Genomic DNA, 19,905 nt, shown 5'->3' with positions numbered 1-19,905 from the left:
TGTCATGACAAGCCGTTTCTCGCTCTTCCGGCTGACCGCGATGATCCGCAAGGAATTCATCCAGATGCGGCGTGACCGGCTGACCTTCGCGATGATGCTCGGCATTCCCGTCATGCAGCTCGTTCTTTTCGGCTATGCAATCAACTCCGATCCAAAGCACCTGCCGACTGCCCTTTTTGCGCAGGACAATTCCGTTTTCACTCGCAGCCTCGTCAAGGGAATGGAGAACTCGGATTACTTCGAAATCGTCGCGCACCCGGAAACGGCGAAGGAGGCCGACAACCTCATCCGTACAGGCGAGGTGCAATTCGTTCTTCAGATACCGCCGAACTTCAGTCGCGACTTGCAACGCGGCGAGCGCCCGGAGTTGCTGCTCGATGCAGATGCGACAGACCCCGCAGCCACGGGCAACGCAGTAACAGGTATTCAGCTTCTGGTGGCGACGGTTCTCAATCGCGATTTCGAGGGGCCGCTGGCCATCCTGCGCCCGAGCGCCGATCCGGTTAACCTCATCGTTCACCGCCGCTACAACGCGGAAGGCCGCACCGAACTCAACATCGTACCCGGATTGATTGGCGTCATTCTCACCATGACCATGATCATCTTCACCGCGCTCGCCATGACACGTGAAGTTGAGCGCGGCACGATGGAAAATCTTTTGACGATGCCAGTGCGTCCGCTGGAGGTGATGATGGGAAAGATTCTTCCCTACGTCATCATTGGCTATGTACAGGCGACGTTGGTGTTGACGGCTGCCTACTGGCTTTTCGACGTGCCGATTGCCGGCAGTCTCTGGCTTCTTGCTTTCGTATTGTTTTTCTTCGTCGCCGCAAACCTCGCCGTCGGCTTCACATTCTCGACGCTCGCGCGCAACCAGTTGCAGGCGATGCAGATGACGATGTTCTTTTTCCTGCCGTCCATCCTGCTGTCGGGTTTCATGTTTCCGTTCCGCGGCATGCCGCAATGGGCGCAATGGATTGGCGAGGTTCTTCCGCTCACGCACTTTCTCAGAATCGTGCGCGGCATCCTGCTGAAAGGCAACGGATTGAGCGAAATCACCCCGGACCTTCTCGCCCTTCTTTCCTTCCTGACGGTGGTCTCGATCATCTCCCTCAACCGCTACCGCCAGACACTCGACTGACGGCAAACCGGGCATAAACCGGGCTGACTGTCATCGAAACGTCATCAAACCGTTACATTCGGGATTTTCGGGGATAACCGCCCCTCGCGCGACGCGACGATTTCCCCGCAATTCTCTTATGCCGGGGATAAACCGCCTCAAGCGGAAAATATCTTCCCCGGATTGAAGATATTCTTCGGATCGAGCGCCTGCTTGATCGCGCGCATCACGCCGACGCCAGCGCCATGTTCCGTTTCGAGGAACTTGATCTTGCCCTCCCCGATGCCGTGTTCGCCTGTGCAGGTGCCGCCGAGGGAAAGGGCACGCGCAACCATGAGGTCGTGAAGCCGCGTTGCCTCACCCAGATCCTTCGGGTCGGAAGGGTCCATCAAAAGCAGCATGTGAAAATTGCCGTCGCCGACATGACCGACGATAGGTGCTTGCAGGAACGAGGTTTCGAGATCGGCAAGCGTGCCTGAAATCGCTTCCGCGAGACGTGAGATCGGTACACAGACATCCGTCACCATGCCCTTCTTGCCGGGCGCGAAGGCGAGCGCGGCGTAATAGGCATTGTGACGCGCTTCCCAGAGGCGCGTGCGATCCTCTGCTTTGGAAGCCCACTCCGCACTACCCGCGCCGTGCTCAGAGGCAATGGCGGCGAAACGCTCCGCCTGCTCGGCGACGGAAGCCTCCGTTCCGTGAAACTCGACAAAGAGCGTCGGCACTTCGGCAAGCGTCAGTTTCGAATAGGCGTTGCAGGCGCGGATGGAGAGCGGATCGAGAATCTCGATGCGCGCGATGGGGAGACCCGACTGGATCGTCTCGATGACGACATCGACCGCGCTTTCGATGCTCTCGAAGGGAACGACACCAGAGCGCACGGCTTCGGGGATGCCGTAAAGACGCAGCGTCGCTTCGGTGACGATGCCGAGCGTGCCTTCCGAGCCGACGAGAAGCCGCGTGAGATCGTATCCGGCGGAAGACTTCCGCGCGCGGGTGCCCGTGTGGACGATGGAGCCATCCGCCATGACGGCGGTCAGCGCCAGCACGTTTTCGCGCATCGTTCCGTAGCGGACCGCATTGGTGCCGGAGGCGCGCGTTGCGACCATGCCGCCGAGCGTCGCATTCGCGCCGGGATCGATGGGAAAGAAAAGGCCCGTGTCGCGAAGATGCTCGTTGAGCGCCTTGCGCATCACCCCCGCCTCGACGCGCACATCGAGGTCCTCGGCATTCACTTCGAGGATGCGGTCCATGCGCGTGAGGTCGAGCGAAAGCCCGCCATGCACGGCGGAGACATGGCCTTCGAGCGAGGTGCCCGCACCGAAGGCGATGACAGGCAGATCATGCGCCGCGCAGATGCGGATAATGGCGGCGACTTCCTCCGTCGTCTCCGCAAAGGCAACGGCATCGGGCATGGCAACGGGGTGCCAGCTCTCGTCGCGGCCATGCGCCTCGCGGATCGCCGACGCGGTGGTGAAACGATCGCCGAGCAATGTGGCGAGTTCAGAAAGCGCCGCGTCCCTGCCCTCTATTCGCACTGCCTTGCTCATGGGGTTCCTCCGTTTCATGGAGAGAGTAGCACCGAAGCCCTCCAACGTCATTGCGAGGAGGGCTCGCCCTTCGCTTCATCCTCATGCCATTCCGGCCAAAGCCGGAATCCATGTGCCTGAAAAAGCGCCCGGTCTGGCGAACTACCGATGGACCCCGGCTTCCGCCGGGGTGACATCATGTTTTGAGGACAGGTAAGATCGGAAAAACAAGACACGCCGGGAAGGAACGACATGACCGACACTGCCCTCGCCACCCCGCTCGAAAGCCCCTTGCGCAAGGTCGAGCCGCAATGGGTCGATCTGAACGGCCATATGAACATGGCCTATTACCATCTCGTCTTCGACGAGTCGCTGGACGTGGCCTTTTCGGCACTCGGGATCGGCTGGGACTATACGCAGAAGGGCGAAGGCTCCTGCTTCACCGCGGAGGTGCATGTCTGCTACCTCGACGAAGTGAAGGAAGGCGATCCCTTGCGCGTGACCTATCAACTTCTCGACGCGGACGAGAAGCGCATCCATGTCTTCGGCCATATGTACCACGCCGAGAAAGGCTATCTCGCCGCGACCAGCGAACAGATGTGCATTCACGTGGACATGAAGACGCGCCGCGCGGCACCCTTCCCCGCCGAACAGCAGGCGAAGATCACGGCCATGATGAACGCGCATGAAGGGATGCCCCGTCCGGCACAGGCCGGACGCGTGATCGGGATCAAGCGGAAGTAGAGTCTTTCCGCCTTTACTCCCTCACCACATACATCATTGTCATCCCGGCGAAAGCCGGGATGACACCTTATTTTTATCGCATCTGCGTCTTGAGGATGGCGTCGGCGAGCTGCGGCTTGCCGATGATGCCAAGAACATCGGCGGGGCGCGGCACACCCGGCTTGTCCTTCACGACAAGAGCAAGCTTCGCATTGCGCTGAGCGAGACGGCGCATCACCTCTTCGAGAATATTGTTCTCGCGCACGATGACATAATCGACGATTGCCATGTCGCGGACGGTTTCAGGGTCGCGGCCAAGGAGCTCGGGCGTGCGGATGCGGCTATCGAGAGAGACGACGCCGTGAATGCGGCCTTCCGCCTGTAGCACAAGGAAATTCGGCATGCCCGCTTCCGTGACCCAATGCGCGGCGTCGGCGACGGAAAGATCCGCCGACATGACGGCAATGTTCGAATCCATCACCTCGCGCGCACTGCGCACGAGATAGAGATTGGAATAGCGGTCCTTCGGCACGGGACGGCCGCGCCGGACAAGCTCCGCGCTGAAAATGTTGTCGGCCATGAGCGCACGGCGAAGACCGATGGAAACGGCAACGGCGATGATGAGCGGCACGATGATGTTGTAGTCGCGCGTCATCTCGAAATTCATGGTGATGGCGGTCATGGCTGCGCCCGTGCCCCCGCCCGCGACGGCGGCCATGCCGATGATCGCGTAATCGGGAATGCCGATGCCGTGGCTCTTGTCGACCATGTGCAGAAAGGCGCCAAACGCCCCGCCCAGCGCCGCGCCAATGAACAGCATGGGCGCGAAGACGCCGCCTGACGCGCCCGAGCCGATGGACAGCGACGTCGCCAGCACTTGCGCCAGACAGAGAACGGCAAGAAGCGCGAAGCTCGTCACATGGCCTTCGAGGATGGCGGCGATGGCGTCATAGCCGCCGCCGATGATGTAGTAATGGCCGGTGAAATGCGCGAACAGGAAAAGCGCAATGCCTATGCCCGCAAACCCCGCCGCGGCCCGCATATATTCGTTGGGAAAGCGGCGCGGCATGACCTCGCCTGCAAAAAGGAGCGTACGGATGAAGCCCCATGCAACGAGGCCGGAAAGCAGACCGAGCACGACAAAGGAACCGAGATTGAAGATGTGATCCATCTCGGAGGCCGAGAAATAGATCTCCGGCAGCACGAAGGCCGGATAAGACCCGAAGACGACGCGCCCGACATAGGTCGCCGAGCCCGTGGCAATGACGACGGGCAGGAAAGTGCGCGCGCTGATTTCCGGCAGGATGAGCTCCAGCGCGAACAGCACTGCGCCGAGCGGCGTGTTGAAGGTGGCGGAGATACCGGCGGAGGCCCCCGCCGCCAGCAGCGTGATCCGCTGCCAGGAAGGAAGCCGCGAGAACTGCGCAACGGCCGAACCGATGGCCGAGCCGATCTGCACGATGGGGCCTTCGCGGCCGACCGTCGCGCCCGAGCCGATGGAAAGCGCCGAGGCGATGGTCTTCACCACGGCCACGCGCGGACGGATCTTTCCTTCGCGGTGGTAGACCGCGTCCATGACATCGGTGATGCCGCCGCCCTTGGCCTCGGGCGCGAAGCGGCGCGTGAGCCAGACGACGGCGACACCGCCCGCCACCGGCACGAGAATGATGAGGAAGCCGAGCGGACTGAGAGGCCCCGTTGCGCCCGATGTCGGCGTGAGGGAAAGCTCGCCGAAAAAGAAGAAGTTATGGAGACCAACCAGCATGGAGCGGAAAATCACCGCGCCAACCCCCGTGGCGAGGCCTACGGCAAGCGCCAGCAGGGTAAGGACGATCATGTTGACCTCCCGCGTGCTGTCCTGCGTATCGCCCGCGCCGCTCACGGCTTGCCCCTCTTTTTTCTGGAATTACAAGGACTTAGGAATTAGAACCCTTAGCATGCGCCCAAGCGGTGCTCAAGCAGCATGGGAAGCAGGCTCCGGCCTCCCCATCTTATGCCCCGTGTTATGATTGCGCGGCGGGGATTCGTCCCTGACCCCCCGCCCCTTTCTCAAGCCGGACTAGTCATGACGAGCGACCCATTCGATCTCGGGAGCATCCCCGAGGAAACGACCGCACGATCCTCACGCGAGCTGAGCACCAGCGAACGCGCCACCGCCGCCATGGGCGGCCCCCTGCAAGCGCCCTGGCTCGACGGACTGAACGCGGAGCAGCGCGAGGCGGTGGAAAGTCTCGACGGGCCGGTGCTGGTGCTCGCGGGCGCGGGCACAGGCAAGACGCGCGTACTGACGACGCGCCTCGCCCATCTGCTCGCGACGAAGCGCGCCTGGCCGGGACAGATTCTTGCCGTGACCTTCACCAACAAGGCGGCGCGCGAAATGCGCGAGCGCATCGGGCTGCTGATCGGCGGCGCTGTCGAGGGCATGCAGTGGCTCGGCACCTTTCATGCGCTGGGCGCGAAGATGCTGCGCCGCCACGCCGAACTGGCGGGACTGCGCTCCGACTTCACCATTCTCGATGCCGACGACCAGCAGCGCCTGATGAAACAGATCATCCAGGCCGAAGGCATCGACGAGAAACGCTGGCCCGCACGCCAGCTCGCCTCTCATATCGACGGCTGGAAAAACCGCGGCCTCGCGCCCGACAAGGTGCCCGCCGGCGAGGCACAGGCTTTCGCGAACGGCAAGGGCGGCGAACTCTATGCCGCCTATCAGGCGCGGCTGAAGGTGCTGAACGCGGCCGACTTCGGCGACCTGCTGCTCGAAGTGCTGACGATCTTCCAGAACCACCCGGAAGTGCTCGCCGAATATCAGGAACGCTTCAAATATATGCTGGTGGACGAATATCAGGACACCAATGTCGCGCAATATCTGTGGCTGAGACTGCTGGCGCAAAAGCGCCGGAACATCTGCTGCGTGGGCGACGACGACCAGTCGATCTATGGCTGGCGCGGCGCGGAGGTGGACAACATCCTGCGCTTCGAAAAGGACTTTCCGGGCGCGAAGGTGATCCGCCTCGAACGGAACTACCGCTCAACGGCGAATATTCTGGGCGCGGCCTCGGGCCTTATCGCCGCGAACGAACAGCGCCTTGGCAAGACGCTCTGGACGGAAGCGGAAGGCAATGAAGGCGAGAAGATCAAGATCGCCTCCTATTGGGATGGCGAGGAAGAAGCGCGCGCCGTCGCCGAAGAGGTGGAGCAGTTGCAGCGGCAGGACCACCTGTTGCGCGACATGGCGATCCTTGTCCGCGCCTCCTTCCAGATGCGCGAATTCGAAGACCGCTTCATCAATCTCGGCATCCCCTATCGCGTGGTCGGCGGCCCCCGCTTCTATGAGCGCGCGGAAATCCGCGATGCAAACGCCTATCTGCGCCTCGTCGCACAGCCCGATGATGGGCTTGCCTTCGAGCGCATCGTGAACCGCCCGGCGCGCGGCATCGGCAAGGTTGCGCTGCAAACCGTCATGGAGGCGGCACGCATGCAGGGCGTCTCGCCCTATCGCGCGGCAAAGATGCTGACGGGAACGGAAGAACTGAAGCCCGCTGCGAGACGCTCCGTCGCGAATTTCGTGGAAATGGTGGAGCGCTGGCGCTCTCTGGTGAACGGCCTTCCGCATACGGAGCTTGCGGAGATCATTCTCGACGAATCCGGCTATACCGAGATGTGGCAGAACGACAAATCGGCGGACGCGCCCGGCAAGCTCGACAACCTGAAGGAACTCGTGCGCTCCATGGAGAACCACGACGACCTCGGCAGCTATCTCGAACATATTTCGCTCGTCATGGAATTCGAGCAGAACGACACCGCCGACAAGATCAACATCATGACGCTGCACAGCGCCAAGGGGCTGGAATTCGACACGGTGTTCCTGCCCGGCTGGGAAGAGGGCCTGTTTCCGCATCAGCGCTCGCTGGACGAGAACGGCATTGCCGGCCTGGAAGAGGAACGCCGCCTCGCCTATGTCGGCATCACGCGGGCAAAGCAGCGCGCTTTCATTTCCTTTGCCGCCAACCGCCGCATCCATGCGTTGTGGCAGAGCTCCATTCCCTCGCGCTTCGTGGACGAATTGCCCAAGCACCATGTCGAGGTGACGGAAAGCGCGATGGCGGGATCGAGCTACCAGAATTACGGCCAGAGCCGCTTCGCGCAGGACTTCGCGCGCGGCAGCGACTATACGAGCCCCGGCTGGCGGCGCGCGCAGGCCAATTCCGAGATGCGCACCAAGCCGCCCGCCTATGAGACGCATGCCGAACTGGTCGCGACGAGCGATCCTTCCGCTGCGAGCTATGGCGCAGGCGAGCGCGTCTTCCACCAGAAATTCGGCTATGGCCATGTGGCGGAAATCGACGGCAACAAGCTCACCGTCGATTTCGACAAGGCGGGCCGCAAGAAGGTGATCGACAGTTTTCTGGAACGGGCGTGAGAAGAACCGCATGACTGCTCTCTGGAAACTTTCCTTCATCGTGCCCTATGAAGCGACGGAGACATTCTCCGATACGCTGGAAGCGGCGATCTGGCCCGATGTGCTTGCCGTCTCGATGACGGAAGCCGAGCCCGGCTCGTCGCCGCTCGTGAAGACGGCCTCCGAATGGAACGAGGTCGAGGCGCATGGAGCGTGGCGTATCGAGGCGCTTTATGCCGAGGAGCCGGAGGAAGGCGCGCTGCGCGAGATCGTGGCGCGCGCGGAGAAGGAAAGCGGTGCGAAGGCCGAAGGCTTCCGCATCGAACCGATGCCCGACGAGGACTGGGTGACACGCTCGCTGGAAGGGCTTGAGCCCGTGCGGGCCGGGCGCTTCTTCGTTTATGGTAGCCATGATGCGGACAAGGTGCCCGCTGGCGCGATCCCCCTTCTCGTCGATGCAGGACAGGCCTTCGGCACCGGCCACCACGAGACGACGGCGGGCTGCCTCGAATATATTTCCGAACTTGTGGGCGCTGGCGTGCCCTTGAACGTGCTCGATATCGGCACGGGCACGGGCGTCCTCGCCATCGCGGTCGCCAGGCTCACGCGGGTGAACGTGCTCGCTTCCGACATCGACCCCGTCGCCGTGACGGTAACCAGGGCCAATGCGAAAGCGAACGGCGTCGGTCCCTTCGTCACCGCGCTCCCCGCCAGGGGCTTCGGCAATCCGGGCCTTCGCGCCCGCGCGCCCTATGACCTCATCCTCGCGAATATTCTGGCGCGCCCGCTCGTCTCGCTCGCGCCCGCCTTCCGCGCGCATCTGCGCCCCGGCGGCACGCTGATCCTGTCGGGCACGCTGCGGACGCAGGAGCCGATGGTGACGAGCGCCATGCGCATGCAGGGGCTGAAGCTCGTGTCGCGCAAGCCGAAGGGCGACTGGGTGACGCTCAGGATGGAAGGCTGAAGCGCCCCATTGCCGCCTCCCGCGCGGGCGCCTACATTCAGACCATGTTTCAGACCTATGAAGACAGCGCCAACCCGGCGCTCGGAAAAGCCCGTGCCGCGAAGCTCCGCGAGGAACTTGGCCGCCGGAACCTCGATGGATTCCTCATCCCCCGCTCGGACGAGCATCAGGGCGAATATGTGCCGCCTCATGCCGAACGCCTGCGCTGGCTGACGGGCTTCAACGGCTCGGCGGGCATGGCGGTGGTCATGAAGGACAAGGCGGCGATCTTCGTCGACGGGCGCTACACGCTGCAGGTGCGCGGACAGGTCGACCTCGACACTTTCGAGGCGAAGCACCTGATGGACGAGCCGCCCGCGCGCTGGATCGAGGAGAACCTGCCGAAAGGCGCGAAACTCGCCTACGACCCCTGGCTGCACACGATCGACGCGGTGGCGCGGCTGCGCAAGGCGGCGGAAGCGGCGGGCGGCACGCTGGTGCCGGTCGACACGAACCCGCTCGACGCTGTGTGGGACGACCAGCCGGAACCGCCGGTGGCGAAGATCCGCCCCCACCCTATCGAATATGCGGGCGAACCGGCGGCCGATAAAATCCGTCGCATCGCGAGCGACCTCATGTCCGGCGATGCGGATACCGCCGTGCTGACCATGCCGGACTCGATTGCGTGGCTTTTCAACATTCGTGGGTCCGACGTGCCACACACGCCGCTGCCCTTGTCCTTTGCGCTGCTGCATGAGGACGGCCACGCCGAACTCTTCATCGACGAGCGGAAACTCGACGACGAAGTGCGCGCGCATCTCGGCAATGTGGTGACGCTGCGCCCGCGCGGCGAACTGGGCACGGCGCTCGACGAACTCGGTCAGGCCGGAAAGACCGTGCTGGTCGATCCCGCGACCTGCGCCTCATGGATCGAGGCACGGCTTTCGGCGGCGGGGGCGGAGGTGAAGCGGGGCACGGACCCCTGCGAACTCCCCAAGGCGATCAAGAACGAAGCGGAGGTGGCGGGTACCCGCGCGGCACACTTACGCGACGGGCAGGCACTGACGAAGTTCCTCAAATGGATCGGAACCGAAGCGCCAAAAGGCGGCGTGACGGAAATCGACGCGGCGAAACGCCTCGAAACCTTCCGCGCGGAAACGGGCGAACTGAAAGATGTGAGCTTCGACACAATATCGGGCGCGGGCGCGAACGGCGCCATCGTGCATTACCGCGTGACGAACGCGACCAACATGCCGCTGAAACCGGGTGAGCTTTTTCTGGTCGATTCCGGCGCGCAATATATGGACGGCACGACCGATGTGACGCGCACCGTCGCCATCGGCACGCCCGGCGCGGAAGAGCGCGACCGCTTCACCCGCGTACTCAAAGGCCATATCGGCATCGCGACCGCGCGCTTCCCCGAGGGCACCTCCGGCGCGCAGCTCGACGCCTTTGCGCGCATGGCGCTCTGGAAATCCGGCCTCGACTACGACCACGGCACGGGCCACGGCGTCGGCTCCTACCTCTCGGTGCATGAGGGGCCGCAGCGCATTTCCAGGATGGGGCATCAGCCACTGAAGGCGGGCATGATCGTTTCCAACGAACCCGGTTACTACAAGCCCGGCGGCTATGGCATCCGCATCGAGAACCTCGTCGTGGTGACGCCGCCCGCCCCGGTCGAGGGCGGCGAACGCATGATGATGGGCTTCGAGACGCTGACGCTCGCGCCCATCGACCTTGCACTGGTCGAGAAAAGCCTGCTGACTGAAGAGGAAGTGGACTGGCTCAACGCCTATCACGCCCGCGTGCGCGCGGCGCTTTCGCCGGGGCTCGACGCGGAGACGAAGGCGTGGCTTGAGGAATCGACAAGGGCGATCTGAGGATCACCGTCATTATTTCCGAAGACGGCGCCTGACGGTCAGCGGCAGCTTCTCATAGAGGCTCTTCGCCGCGGGGCGGATGAAGGCCACGGATGCGAGCGCGGCATAGCCGCTCCATGTCAGCACCACGCCATAATCATGCACGGGAACGCGCGCATTGCTCCAGGCGAGCTTGTAGTCGTCCGCGGGCGGCAGCGGATCGTATTCGCAAAGCCCCTGCTCGATGCAATCGCGAATGGTGAGTTCCGTCGCGAGGTTGCCCGGCCCCTGCTTCGCGAAGGCGGACGAGAAAGTGCCCATATAGGCATAGTGCCGCCCGCACCGCCTGAAGCCGATTTCAACCGCCGCCGTTTCGCCGCCAACAGAGAGATGAGAGACGGTCATGCCGGAACTTGCCGACGTATCGCGTGCGAGCGCGGCAAGGCAGTCTTCCGTCCGCCGGTCGATCAGCGCGCGCCCATAAAGCCCGCGTGTGGCCAGCCACTCGCGCTTGAAGGCGAAACCGCGCGCGACAAGCTCCGCCGCGCGGTCGCCGGGCCCCAGCACCTCGAAATGAATGTCGCCCAGCGTCGCGAGCTTCTTCCAACGCCTCTTGTTGTGCTTCAACGCCGGCCAGCGGGCATCCGCAAAGCTCTTCGCGTCGGCGAAGGAGCTGGTATCGCACACTGGCGCCTCCGCGGACGCGCCCAGCGGCCTGCCCTTGTTCGCCGCCCAGCCCGCAATGGCGCCATCCGCCCGTACACCGCGCAGGCATAGAAAGTCGACATCGCCCCAGTTTCCGGTCTCCGCGAAAGCCGTCTCGATCCAGGCGTCGCGAGCACCGCCTTCGGCGGCGACCACATCGCCATATTGCCCGACAGGATCGCCCGCCCAGCAGGCGACGCGGCCAAAGGGCGTCTTCTCCACGGCGAGCGGCCAGACGAGAACCAGCTCGCCCCTTTCCCGCACGGCAACAACCCGAAGCTCGTTGCGCTTGTTCGTGAAATGCCGCGCCCAATGCAGCAGGAGATCACAGGACTGGAAGGCCGTGGCAGCATGCGGCGTACGCAATTCGAGCGCGCGCCACTCGGGCACCAGCCCGTCGATGGAATCGCCGGAAAAGGACGACACGGTGAGACCCGCAGGCGCGAGCGGCTGCCCGCGCGCGACCGCAGCCCCGGCCGCATAGACAAGCTGGTCGAGGACAAACATGTCCTGAAATAACGAGAAGGCTTCCATCGTCTCCACCCGGCGGGCCATTGGCAGCCCGTTCGCCACGAGACGCCAGTTTCACCGGACGATGGTTAATATCGTCTAAGCGGAAAAGAGCTCAATTTGCAGCCATTTCCATCCAGGCATCCTCGTCGATAACTTCGATGCCGAGCTCGCGGGCCTTCGCGATCTTGGAGCCCGCGCCGGGACCGGCCACGACGAGATCGGTCTTGGCGGAGACGGACCCGGCCACCTTCGCACCCATCTGCTCGGCGCGCGCCTTCGCCTCTGAGCGCGTCATCCGTTCGAGCGAGCCGGTGAAGACGACGGTCTTGCCGGCGACCGGCGAATCCGTTTCCTGCGCCTCAAGCGGTATGGCCTTCACGCCAGCTTTCTTCAGACCGTCCAGGACTTCCCGATTGTGTTTTTCGGCGAAGAAATCGGCAAGAGCTTCGGCCAGCACCTCCCCCACCCCGTCAATGGAGAGGAGGTCGGCGTGCGCCACATTTTCGGGATCGGCGGCAGCGCGCATCTGCGTTTCGAAATTTTCCAGCGTCCCGTAGCTTCGTGCGAGGAGGCGCGCATTCGTCTCGCCAACATGGCGGATACCGAGCGCGAAGATGAAACGGTCAAGCTCCACCTCGCGGCGCTGATCGATAGCCTCGAAGAGTTTCTTCGCCGAGGTTGCACCCCAGCCCTCGCGATCCTTCAGTTTCTTGAGCGAGGTCTTGTCGCGCTCTTCCAGCGTGAAGATATCGTCCGGCTTCACGATGAGCTTGTCTTCGTAGAAGGCGGAAATCTGCTTCTCGCCAAGCCCTTCTATGTCGAAGGCATTGCGCGACACGAAATGGCGGAGCCGCTCCACCGCCTGCGCCGGGCAAACGAGACCGCCGGTGCAACGCATGACAGCATCGAGCTTGCCCGTCTTTGGGTTGATCTCGCGAACCGCATGGCTGCCGCATTCGGGGCACTTGTCCGGGAACTTGAACGGCTCTTTCCCGCGTGGGCGATCTTCCACCACACGCACGATCTGCGGGATCACGTCGCCCGCGCGCTGCACGACCACCGTGTCGCCGGGGCGCACACCAAGCCGCTCGATCTCATCGGCATTGTGAAGCGTGGCATTGGAAACGACGACGCCGCCGACCGTGACGGGCGTGAGCCGAGCGACCGGCGTCATGGCGCCGGTGCGGCCAACCTGGATCTCGATCTTTTCCAGCACCGTCGTCGCCTGCTCGGCGGGAAACTTGTGCGCGATGGCCCAGCGGGGCGAACGAGAAACGAAGCCGAGACGGCCCTGCCAGTCGAGCCGGTCCACCTTGTAGACAACGCCGTCAATGTCATAGTCGAGGGTCGCGCGGCGCTCTTCGATGTCGTGATAGAAGGCGAGCAGCTCTTCCACGCTCGTGGACCGCTGGAAGAGCGGATTGATCGTGAACCCCCAACTCGCAAAGACCTCCATCATGCCGCTTTGCGTGTCGGACGGCATGTCCGGCATTTCGCCCCATGTATAGGCAAAGAAGCGCAGCGGCCGTGAGGCGGTCACCTTGGGGTCGAGCTGGCGGAGCGAACCGGCAGCGGCATTGCGCGGATTGGCGAAGACCGGCTTTCCGGCTTCGCGCTGGCGCTCGTTCAATTTCGTGAAGTCTGTATGGGCCATATAGACCTCGCCGCGCACCTCCACGATATCCGGGATATCATCACCCTTCAGCGTCTGCGGAATGCCCGCAATGGTGCGGATATTTTCCGTGATGTTCTCGCCCTCGCGCCCGTCCCCGCGCGTCGCGCCCTGCACGAACTTGCCCTTTTCGTAGCGAAGCGACGCCGACAGCCCGTCGATCTTCGGCTCGGCGGTGACGGCGAGTTCGTCCTCCGGCTTGAGGTTCAGGAACTTGACGATGCGGTTCCAGAAATCGGTCACATCCTCATCGTCAAAGGCATTGCCGAGCGAGAGCATCGGCACGCTATGCACGACCTTGCCGAAACCGGCCGCCGGTTCCGCCCCGACGCGCCGGCTCGGGCTGTCTTCGCGCACAAGCTCAGGGTAGCGCGCCTCGATGGCGTCGTTGCGCTTGCGCAGCGCATCGTAATCCGCATCGGCAATACGCGGCGCATCCTTCTGGTAATAGAGCTTGTCGTGCTTCGCGATTTCTTCGGCAAGACGTTCCAGCTCTTCCGCCGCCTCGTCCATCGTCAGATGATCGGCAGGCTTGCGCGCCAGCGCCTCGCCGCCCTCGCGCGCCTCGCTCCGCTTCGTGCTCTTACCCGCGCCACCTTTACTCAACTCTGTCCTCCGATAAGGCGGTCCGCCGCGGCGCGCGCTTCGTCCGTCACGGTCGCGCCCGCCAGCATCCGCGCGATTTCCTCACGCCGCGCGGCAGCGTCGAGCGTCTCGACCCGCGTCGCAAGCGGCGCATCCTTCTTCGCCTTCGTTTCGCCGGATACGCTTTTCGATATCCGGAAATGATGCTGCGCGCGCGCGGCCACCTGCGGCGAATGCGTTACCACAAGAACCTGCACCTCGCCCGCAAGTTCCGCGAGACGAAGACCGACGGCCTCGGCCACCGCGCCGCCGACGCCTGCATCCACTTCGTCGAAGATGAGCGTGGGCGCGCTCCCCCGCGAAGCAAGCGCGACTTTCAGCGCCAGCACGAAGCGCGACAGCTCGCCGCCCGATGCGATCTTGATGAGGGGTCCGTGCGGCGCGCCGGGATTGGTCGACACAAGGAAGGACACACGGTCGATGCCTTCCGGTCCGCCATTCTGGTCCTCGGGGAGTACATCCACCTGCGTCTTGAAACCCGCCTTGTCGAGCTTCAGCGGCACCAGTTCCTTCATCACCTGCTTGTCGAGCTTCGCCGCCGCCTTGATGCGCGCCTCGGAAAGCGCCTTCGCCGCCGTCAGGTAAGCGTCACCGGCCTCGTGCGCCGCCTTGCGCAAGACCGCAAGCCTTGCTTCACCACCTTCGATTTCCTGAAGCTGCCCGCGCAGCTTATCGGCAAGCGCGGCAAGACTGTCGACCTGCACATTATGCTTGCGTGCGGCAGCCCGCAGCGCGAAGAGCCGCGTCTCCACATGCTCGAGCCGCGCCGGATCGAACTCCATTGCCCTGAGCGCCAGCGCCACCTGATCGCGCGCTTCCGCCGCCTCGACAAGCGTACGGTCCAGCGCAGCGATCGCGGCATCGAGGCGCCCGCCCGCCTGTTCGGCGACGCGCGAAAGACGCCGCAGTGCAAGATTGAGCCGCGCATCGAGCCCGCCATCCCCGGAAAGCGCCTGTTCGGCCTCGGAAAGATCGCCCGCGATCTTCTCCGAATGCATCATCAGCGTACGTTCCTCGGCCAGCGCCGTTTCCTCGCCAGGCTCGGGCGCAAGCTCGTCGAGCTCTCCGACGACATGGGTAAGATAATCCTGCTCGGCCTTCGCCTTCGCGAGCGCAGCCTCATGTTCGGCCAGCGCCTCGCGCGCGGCGGCCGCCGCGGCATGAAGCTTCCTCACCTGCTGGACCTTCGGCTCAAGCCCGCCAAAGGCATCCAGAATGGCGCGATGGCCGGACGCATCGAGCAACCCGCGCTCATCATGCTGGCCGTGAATCTCGACCAGCATGTCGCCAAGCTGGCGCAGCAGACCGACGCTCACCGCCTGATCGTTGACGAAGGCGCGCGAGCGCCCGTCTTTCGTCTGTACACGGCGGAGAATGAGGTCGCCTTCCGTCTCGATGCCATTCTCGTCGAGAAGGGAGCGCGCGGGATGGCCGTCCGTCAGGTCGAAGACGGCGGTGACACTGCCCTGCTCGGCCCCCTGACGCACAAGACCGGCATCGGCGCGCGCGCCGATCGCAAGCCCCAGCGAGTCGAGAAGGATCGATTTGCCTGCCCCGGTTTCACCCGTCAGCGTGCAAAGGCCCTTGTCGAGCGAAAGCTCAAGCCGGTCTATGAGGACGATGTCGCGGATAGACAGCGCGGCGAGCATGAAACACGCCTTCTTTGAATGCCCGACAGATCAGAAAACGGTGTTCCAGGTACGGCTGATCCAGGAATCCTTGTTTTCCTGTGGTTCCAGCCCCTGGTCCGCCAGCAACGCATAGCTGTCTTCATACCAGACGCTGCCGGGGAAATTATATCCGAGGATGGCCGCCGCCGTCTGCGCTTCGGTCTTGATGCCGAGCGAGAGATAGGCCTCTGTCAGCCGCTCCAGCGCTTCGGGCGTGTGCGTCGTCGTCTGGTACTTCTCGATCACGACGCGGAAACGGTTGATCGCGGCGATGTAGTCGTGCCGGTTCAGATAGTAGCGGCCAATCTCCATCTCCTTGCCCGCCAGATGGTCGAGCGTGAGATCGATCTTGAGCTGCGCATCGCGCGCATATTCGCTGGTGGGGAAACGCCGCGTCAGCTCATAAAAGGAGTTGAGCGCATTCTCCGTCATCTTCTGGTCGCGGCCGACGTCGGAAATCTGTTCGTAGTAGCTGAGCCCGATCAGATAGTAGGCGTAAGGCACATCCTTGTTGCTCGGATGGAGCGAGATGAAGCGCTGCGCGCCGAGGATCGCCCCGTCGTACTGATTGACCTTGTAGTTCGCATAGGCGCCCATGAGCATCGCCCGGCGCGCCCACTCCGAATAGGGGTGCTGGCGCTCAACCTCGTCGAACTCCTTGGTCGCGGGGATGTATTCCCGCGCCGCCATATGGTCCATCGCCTTGTTATAGATCTGTTCGACGGGCCGCTCTTCATAGGGCAGCTCGTCGTCCCCCGACGAACAACCCGCAAGCCCGGCAATGGCGAGGGCGAAAAAGCCCGCCAGTACGGCGCGGAAGGAAACGGCGGGATGACGGTGGATGGGCAGCCTGGCCTCACTCATTCGGGCAAAGTCCATTTCGTTCGTTCGATTGCCGGACGCCCCGGCAGCCCGGTGCGCGAATTATGGCCGACTCAGCCCTCAAGCAGGCCGAAGCGGAGCCTTTTTCTATCCCAATAAGGGCGGCTAGACCATAGCGGCGGCATGAAGGACCGCGCCACCCGTAAAGCATTAAAAAAGGGCACAACCCGGGGGTGCGCCCTTCAATAAATCATGAGGCCGGAAATCAGTCCGCCGGGATCGCCAGATCCCGCGGCATCGGCGCCGAACGCCGGGCTTCCGCGAAATCCACCACTTCATAGGCCGAAGGGTCGGTCATGAGCGCCCGGAGCACCCGGTTGTTCATGGCGTGGCCCGCGCGGGAGCCTTCATAGCAGCCGATCAGCGCCATGCCCGAAAGCGCAAGATCGCCTACGGCATCCAGCACCTTGTGGCGCACGAATTCATCTTCGTAGCGCAGGCCGTCCTCGTTCATCACATGGTCATTGTCCACGACCACGGCATTGTCGAGCGAGCCGCCCTTGGCGAGGCCCGCGGCCCACATCGCCTCGATATCCGCGCGCAGGCAGAAGGTGCGGGCGCGAAGAATGTCCTCAGCGAAGAAGGGATCGTGCAGATCCGCCTCGATCGACTGGCGGCCGATCACCGGATTGTCGAAATCGATCTCGAAGGCAAGGCGGAAGCCCTCCCCCGGCAAAAGCGCGGCGCGCTTCGCACCATCCTCGATAATGACAGGCTTGACGATGCGGATCGCCTTGCGCGGCGCATCGAGCTTTTCGATGCCCACCGCTTCGATCTTGTCGATGAAAATTTCGCTGCTGCCGTCGAGCACCGGCACTTCTGCGCCGTCGATCTCGACGAGAACATTGTCGATGCCGAGTGTCGAAAGCGCGGACATCAGATGTTCCACCGTGCTGACCGTCGCACCGGCGGCATTGCCGATCTCGGTCGAGAGCATGGTGTTCACGACATTGTCGTAAGTCGCGCGAATATCCGAGACCTCGCGTCCCTGGCTCACGAGATCCGTACGCCGGAAGACGACCCCCCGGTCGGCCTCCGCCGGATGCAGGACCATGTGGATCGGCGAACCGCTATGCAGGCCCACACCGTCGATCACGACGGGCCGGACCAGCGTCATCTGCGGAAACGCAATGGCCCGGACGCTCCTTTCGCGCCGGACATTTTCCAGCATGATCGTTTCGAACTCTGATTTCGGCACTTGAAACACTTTCGATACCCCGTCGCAGTCCGCCCCCTCTGGTCTGCTGAGGTTGTTTCTAGCAGCGCCGGGAATCGCCCTCAAATAACAGATTTTTACCGAATGTTACGATTGGTGGCAGGCTCTAAACCACTGAATCAAAAGGAAAACCCGGCCGCCGGAAACGGGTTCCAAAACGGCCGGGTTTACCTTGTCACGTCAGCCCCCCGAAAGGGGCCCGCCGGCAGCGGACCGCCGGCAGGACTTTCTCAGTTCGCCTGGCGGCGAAGGAAGGTCGGAATCTCAAGCTGCTCTTCTTCATAGGAAGACTGCACAAGGCGGCTCTCCGTGGAAGGCGAGAGGCTCTCCTGCGGCTGCGGACGCGCGGCCTCGGCGGGCGCGGGACGCGCTGCCGGTTCCGGGCGGGCCTGACGCTGGGCGGCCACCGGCTCGCGGCGCGGGGCAGAAGCCTCTTCTTCCGTTTCCTTGCGGCGGCCGCCGGTCAGGCGCTCGAAGAAGGTCGGGCCCTTCTTCGGAGCGCGGGACGGCGAGACCGGCTGGCTCTTCTGGCCGAGGAAGGAGGGCAGATCGCCCTTCTGCACCCGGTCGAGATCGCCCGGAATATAGGGACGCGCCGGGGTCTTGGGCTCGGCGCGAACCGCGCTTGCCGCAACGACGGGCGCTTCCGGTTCCGGGCGCGCCTGCTGGCGGGCTTCCGGCTTGTGGATGATGACCTCGGCCTCGTAGTCCTTCGGATCGAACTGGCCCGAGGAACGCTGTGCGGGAGCCGCCCGCTCTTCCTCGATGCCGAGTTCGGCCTGCTGCGTCGTTTCGGCGGCGGGAGCCATATGTTCTTCGATCCGCTCGACCTGCGCCTGCACCGGGTTTGCGCTGCGGGCAACCTGCTGGGCGGGGAAGGTCGCCGCCGTGCTGCGGGGCTGGACACGCTGATCGGCCACGGCACGCGCGGGCGTCTGGGTTTCCGGCCGGTTGAGCTGGGCCTCTTCCACCTCGATGCCTGTCGCCACGACCGAAACGCGCATGCGCCCGTCGAGCGAGGTGTCGAAGGTGGAGCCGACGATGATGTTCGCATCCGGGTCGACTTCCGAACGGATACGGTTCGCCGCCTCGTCCACTTCATAGAGAGTGAGGTCCATGCCGCCCGTGATGTTGATGAGAACGCCCTTCGCGCCCTTCATCGACACTTCGTCGAGGAGCGGGTTCGAGATTGCGGCTTCGGCCGCCTCGATCGCCCGGTTCTCGCCGGAGGCTTCACCCGTGCCCATCATGGCCTTGCCCATCTCGTTCATCACGGTACGAACGTCCGCGAAGTCGAGATTGATGAGGCCGGGCTTCATCATCAGATCGGTGATGCCCGCCACGCCAGAATGTAGAACCTGGTCCGCCATGCCGAAGGCATCGGCGAAGGTCGTGTTTTCGTTCGCGACCCGGAAAAGGTTCTGGTTCGGAATGATGATGAGCGTGTCGACATATTGCTGCAGGTCGCGAATGCCCTCTTCCGCGAGACGCATCCGGCGCGAGCCTTCGAACTGGAAAGGCTTCGTGACGACGCCGACGGTGAGCACACCCTGTTCGCGGGCTGCGCGGGCGATGACCGGGCCGGCGCCCGTGCCCGTGCCGCCGCCCATACCGGCGGTGATGAAGATCATGTGAGCACCCTGAATGTGCTCGACGATCTCATGCAGCGCTTCTTCGGCCGCCGCACAGCCGACTTCCGGGCGGGAACCCGCACCGAGACCTTCCGTGATCGACGCACCGAGCTGGATACGTCGTTCGGCGGAAGAAAGGGCCAGCGCCTGCGCGTCCGTGTTCGCGACGACGAATTCGACCCCTTCGAGGCCGGCTTCGATCATGTTGTTGACAGCGTTGCCACCGGCGCCACCGACGCCGAAGACGGTGATCCGGGGCTTGAGTTCGCTTGTATGCGGAACCGAAAGTTTGATGCTCATTGTGAGGCCTCCTGGGAGCAGAGTTTAAAAACCGGGGTCGGGATCGCCGCGCATCGTCGAGGCGGCGGCTCTATGCCCGATCTGCCGGGCGGCGC

At 63.5% G+C, this 19,905-nt stretch carries 13 protein-coding genes; 5 read left to right on the top strand and 8 right to left on the bottom strand.

The genetic code is table 11. The features are described from left to right. Positions 1–4 precede the first annotated feature (4 nt). Positions 5–1,141 (top strand): ABC transporter permease, encoded by a 1,137-nt coding sequence (locus ABJO61_RS15220; RefSeq protein ID WP_348326136.1) that lies wholly within the window; start codon positions 5–7, stop codon positions 1,139–1,141. A 137-nt stretch (positions 1,142–1,278) separates the two neighbouring features. On the opposite strand, the gene ABJO61_RS15215 is transcribed toward ABJO61_RS15220, so the two are convergent. Further along, positions 1,279–2,670, bottom strand: a complete 1,392-nt coding sequence (locus ABJO61_RS15215) for an FAD-linked oxidase C-terminal domain-containing protein (protein ID WP_348326138.1) — start codon at positions 2,668–2,670, stop codon at positions 1,279–1,281. A gap of 231 nt (positions 2,671–2,901) precedes the next feature. Between ABJO61_RS15215 and ABJO61_RS15210 the strand changes: the two genes are divergently transcribed. Continuing rightward, positions 2,902–3,393 carry a thioesterase family protein gene (locus tag ABJO61_RS15210; protein WP_348326140.1) on the top strand — a complete coding sequence of 164 codons (492 nt, stop codon included), beginning with the start codon at positions 2,902–2,904 and terminating at the stop codon, positions 3,391–3,393. Between the two features lie 73 nt (positions 3,394–3,466). On the opposite strand, the gene ABJO61_RS15205 is transcribed toward ABJO61_RS15210, so the two are convergent. Then, a complete protein-coding gene (locus ABJO61_RS15205) occupies positions 3,467–5,254 on the bottom strand; it encodes a chloride channel protein (RefSeq protein ID WP_348326142.1) in 1,788 nt (595 codons plus the stop codon). A gap of 183 nt (positions 5,255–5,437) precedes the next feature. On the opposite strand from ABJO61_RS15205, the gene ABJO61_RS15200 reads away from it, so the two are divergent. From ABJO61_RS15200 to ABJO61_RS15190, 3 genes are read left to right on the top strand one after another with little or no spacing between them, the layout of a single operon-like run. Beyond that, the gene (locus ABJO61_RS15200; protein WP_348326144.1) at positions 5,438–7,795 is read left to right on the top strand and encodes a UvrD-helicase domain-containing protein; all 2,358 of its coding nucleotides are present in this window, start codon (positions 5,438–5,440) and stop codon (positions 7,793–7,795) included. A gap of 10 nt (positions 7,796–7,805) precedes the next feature. After that, complete coding sequence (locus tag ABJO61_RS15195; protein ID WP_348326146.1) at positions 7,806–8,738, top strand: 50S ribosomal protein L11 methyltransferase; 933 nt, start codon at positions 7,806–7,808, stop codon at positions 8,736–8,738. Between the two features lie 44 nt (positions 8,739–8,782). Then, positions 8,783–10,597: an aminopeptidase P family protein gene (locus ABJO61_RS15190; RefSeq protein ID WP_348326148.1), complete on the top strand. Its 1,815-nt coding sequence runs from the start codon at positions 8,783–8,785 to the stop codon at positions 10,595–10,597. Positions 10,598–10,609: 12 nt separating this feature from the next. Here ABJO61_RS15190 and ABJO61_RS15185 read toward each other — a convergent pair whose 3' ends face one another. The 6 genes from ABJO61_RS15185 to ftsZ all read right to left on the bottom strand — a co-directional run bounded on the left by ABJO61_RS15185 (position 10,610) and on the right by ftsZ (position 19,810). Continuing rightward, the gene (locus ABJO61_RS15185) at positions 10,610–11,836 is read right to left on the bottom strand and encodes a GNAT family N-acetyltransferase (protein ID WP_348326150.1); all 1,227 of its coding nucleotides are present in this window, start codon (positions 11,834–11,836) and stop codon (positions 10,610–10,612) included. A gap of 70 nt (positions 11,837–11,906) precedes the next feature. Continuing rightward, entirely contained in the window at positions 11,907–13,979 is a 2,073-nt protein-coding gene (ligA, locus tag ABJO61_RS15180; RefSeq protein ID WP_348326151.1) for an NAD-dependent DNA ligase LigA, read from the bottom strand. 89 nt (positions 13,980–14,068) lie between these two features. Continuing rightward, positions 14,069–15,760 carry a DNA repair protein RecN gene (gene recN, locus ABJO61_RS15175; RefSeq protein ID WP_348330755.1) on the bottom strand — a complete coding sequence of 564 codons (1,692 nt, stop codon included), beginning with the start codon at positions 15,758–15,760 and terminating at the stop codon, positions 14,069–14,071. A gap of 30 nt (positions 15,761–15,790) precedes the next feature. Beyond that, positions 15,791–16,645 (bottom strand): outer membrane protein assembly factor BamD, encoded by an 855-nt coding sequence (locus ABJO61_RS15170; protein ID WP_348326870.1) that lies wholly within the window; start codon positions 16,643–16,645, stop codon positions 15,791–15,793. A gap of 223 nt (positions 16,646–16,868) precedes the next feature. Continuing rightward, a complete protein-coding gene (lpxC, locus tag ABJO61_RS15165) occupies positions 16,869–17,861 on the bottom strand; it encodes a UDP-3-O-acyl-N-acetylglucosamine deacetylase (RefSeq protein ID WP_348326867.1) in 993 nt (330 codons plus the stop codon). 248 nt (positions 17,862–18,109) lie between these two features. Then, positions 18,110–19,810 carry a cell division protein FtsZ gene (gene ftsZ / locus ABJO61_RS15160; protein WP_348326864.1) on the bottom strand — a complete coding sequence of 567 codons (1,701 nt, stop codon included), beginning with the start codon at positions 19,808–19,810 and terminating at the stop codon, positions 18,110–18,112. Positions 19,811–19,905: the final 95 nt, after the last annotated feature.

Source organism: Parvibaculum sp., from assembly GCF_039973015.1.
GTDB lineage: Bacteria > Pseudomonadota > Alphaproteobacteria > Parvibaculales > Parvibaculaceae > Parvibaculum.
The sequence above is the reverse complement of the archived record's forward strand: the minus strand, read 5'-3'. Positions and strand labels throughout refer to the sequence as shown.

Coding starts and splice junctions, on each gene's coding strand:
- ABJO61_RS15220 (WP_348326136.1), top strand. CDS start 5: ATGACAAGCCGTTTCTCGCTCTTCCGGCTGACCGCGATGATCCGCAAG.
- ABJO61_RS15215 (WP_348326138.1), bottom strand. CDS start 2,670: ATGAGCAAGGCAGTGCGAATAGAGGGCAGGGACGCGGCGCTTTCTGAA.
- ABJO61_RS15210 (WP_348326140.1), top strand. CDS start 2,902: ATGACCGACACTGCCCTCGCCACCCCGCTCGAAAGCCCCTTGCGCAAG.
- ABJO61_RS15200 (WP_348326144.1), top strand. CDS start 5,438: ATGACGAGCGACCCATTCGATCTCGGGAGCATCCCCGAGGAAACGACC.
- ABJO61_RS15195 (WP_348326146.1), top strand. CDS start 7,806: ATGACTGCTCTCTGGAAACTTTCCTTCATCGTGCCCTATGAAGCGACG.
- ABJO61_RS15190 (WP_348326148.1), top strand. CDS start 8,783: ATGTTTCAGACCTATGAAGACAGCGCCAACCCGGCGCTCGGAAAAGCC.
- ABJO61_RS15185 (WP_348326150.1), bottom strand. CDS start 11,836: ATGGCCCGCCGGGTGGAGACGATGGAAGCCTTCTCGTTATTTCAGGAC.
- ligA (WP_348326151.1), bottom strand. CDS start 13,979: ATGGACGAGGCGGCGGAAGAGCTGGAACGTCTTGCCGAAGAAATCGCG.
- recN (WP_348330755.1), bottom strand. CDS start 15,760: ATGCTCGCCGCGCTGTCTATCCGCGACATCGTCCTCATAGACCGGCTT.
- ABJO61_RS15170 (WP_348326870.1), bottom strand. CDS start 16,645: ATGAGTGAGGCCAGGCTGCCCATCCACCGTCATCCCGCCGTTTCCTTC.
- ftsZ (WP_348326864.1), bottom strand. CDS start 19,810: ATGAGCATCAAACTTTCGGTTCCGCATACAAGCGAACTCAAGCCCCGG.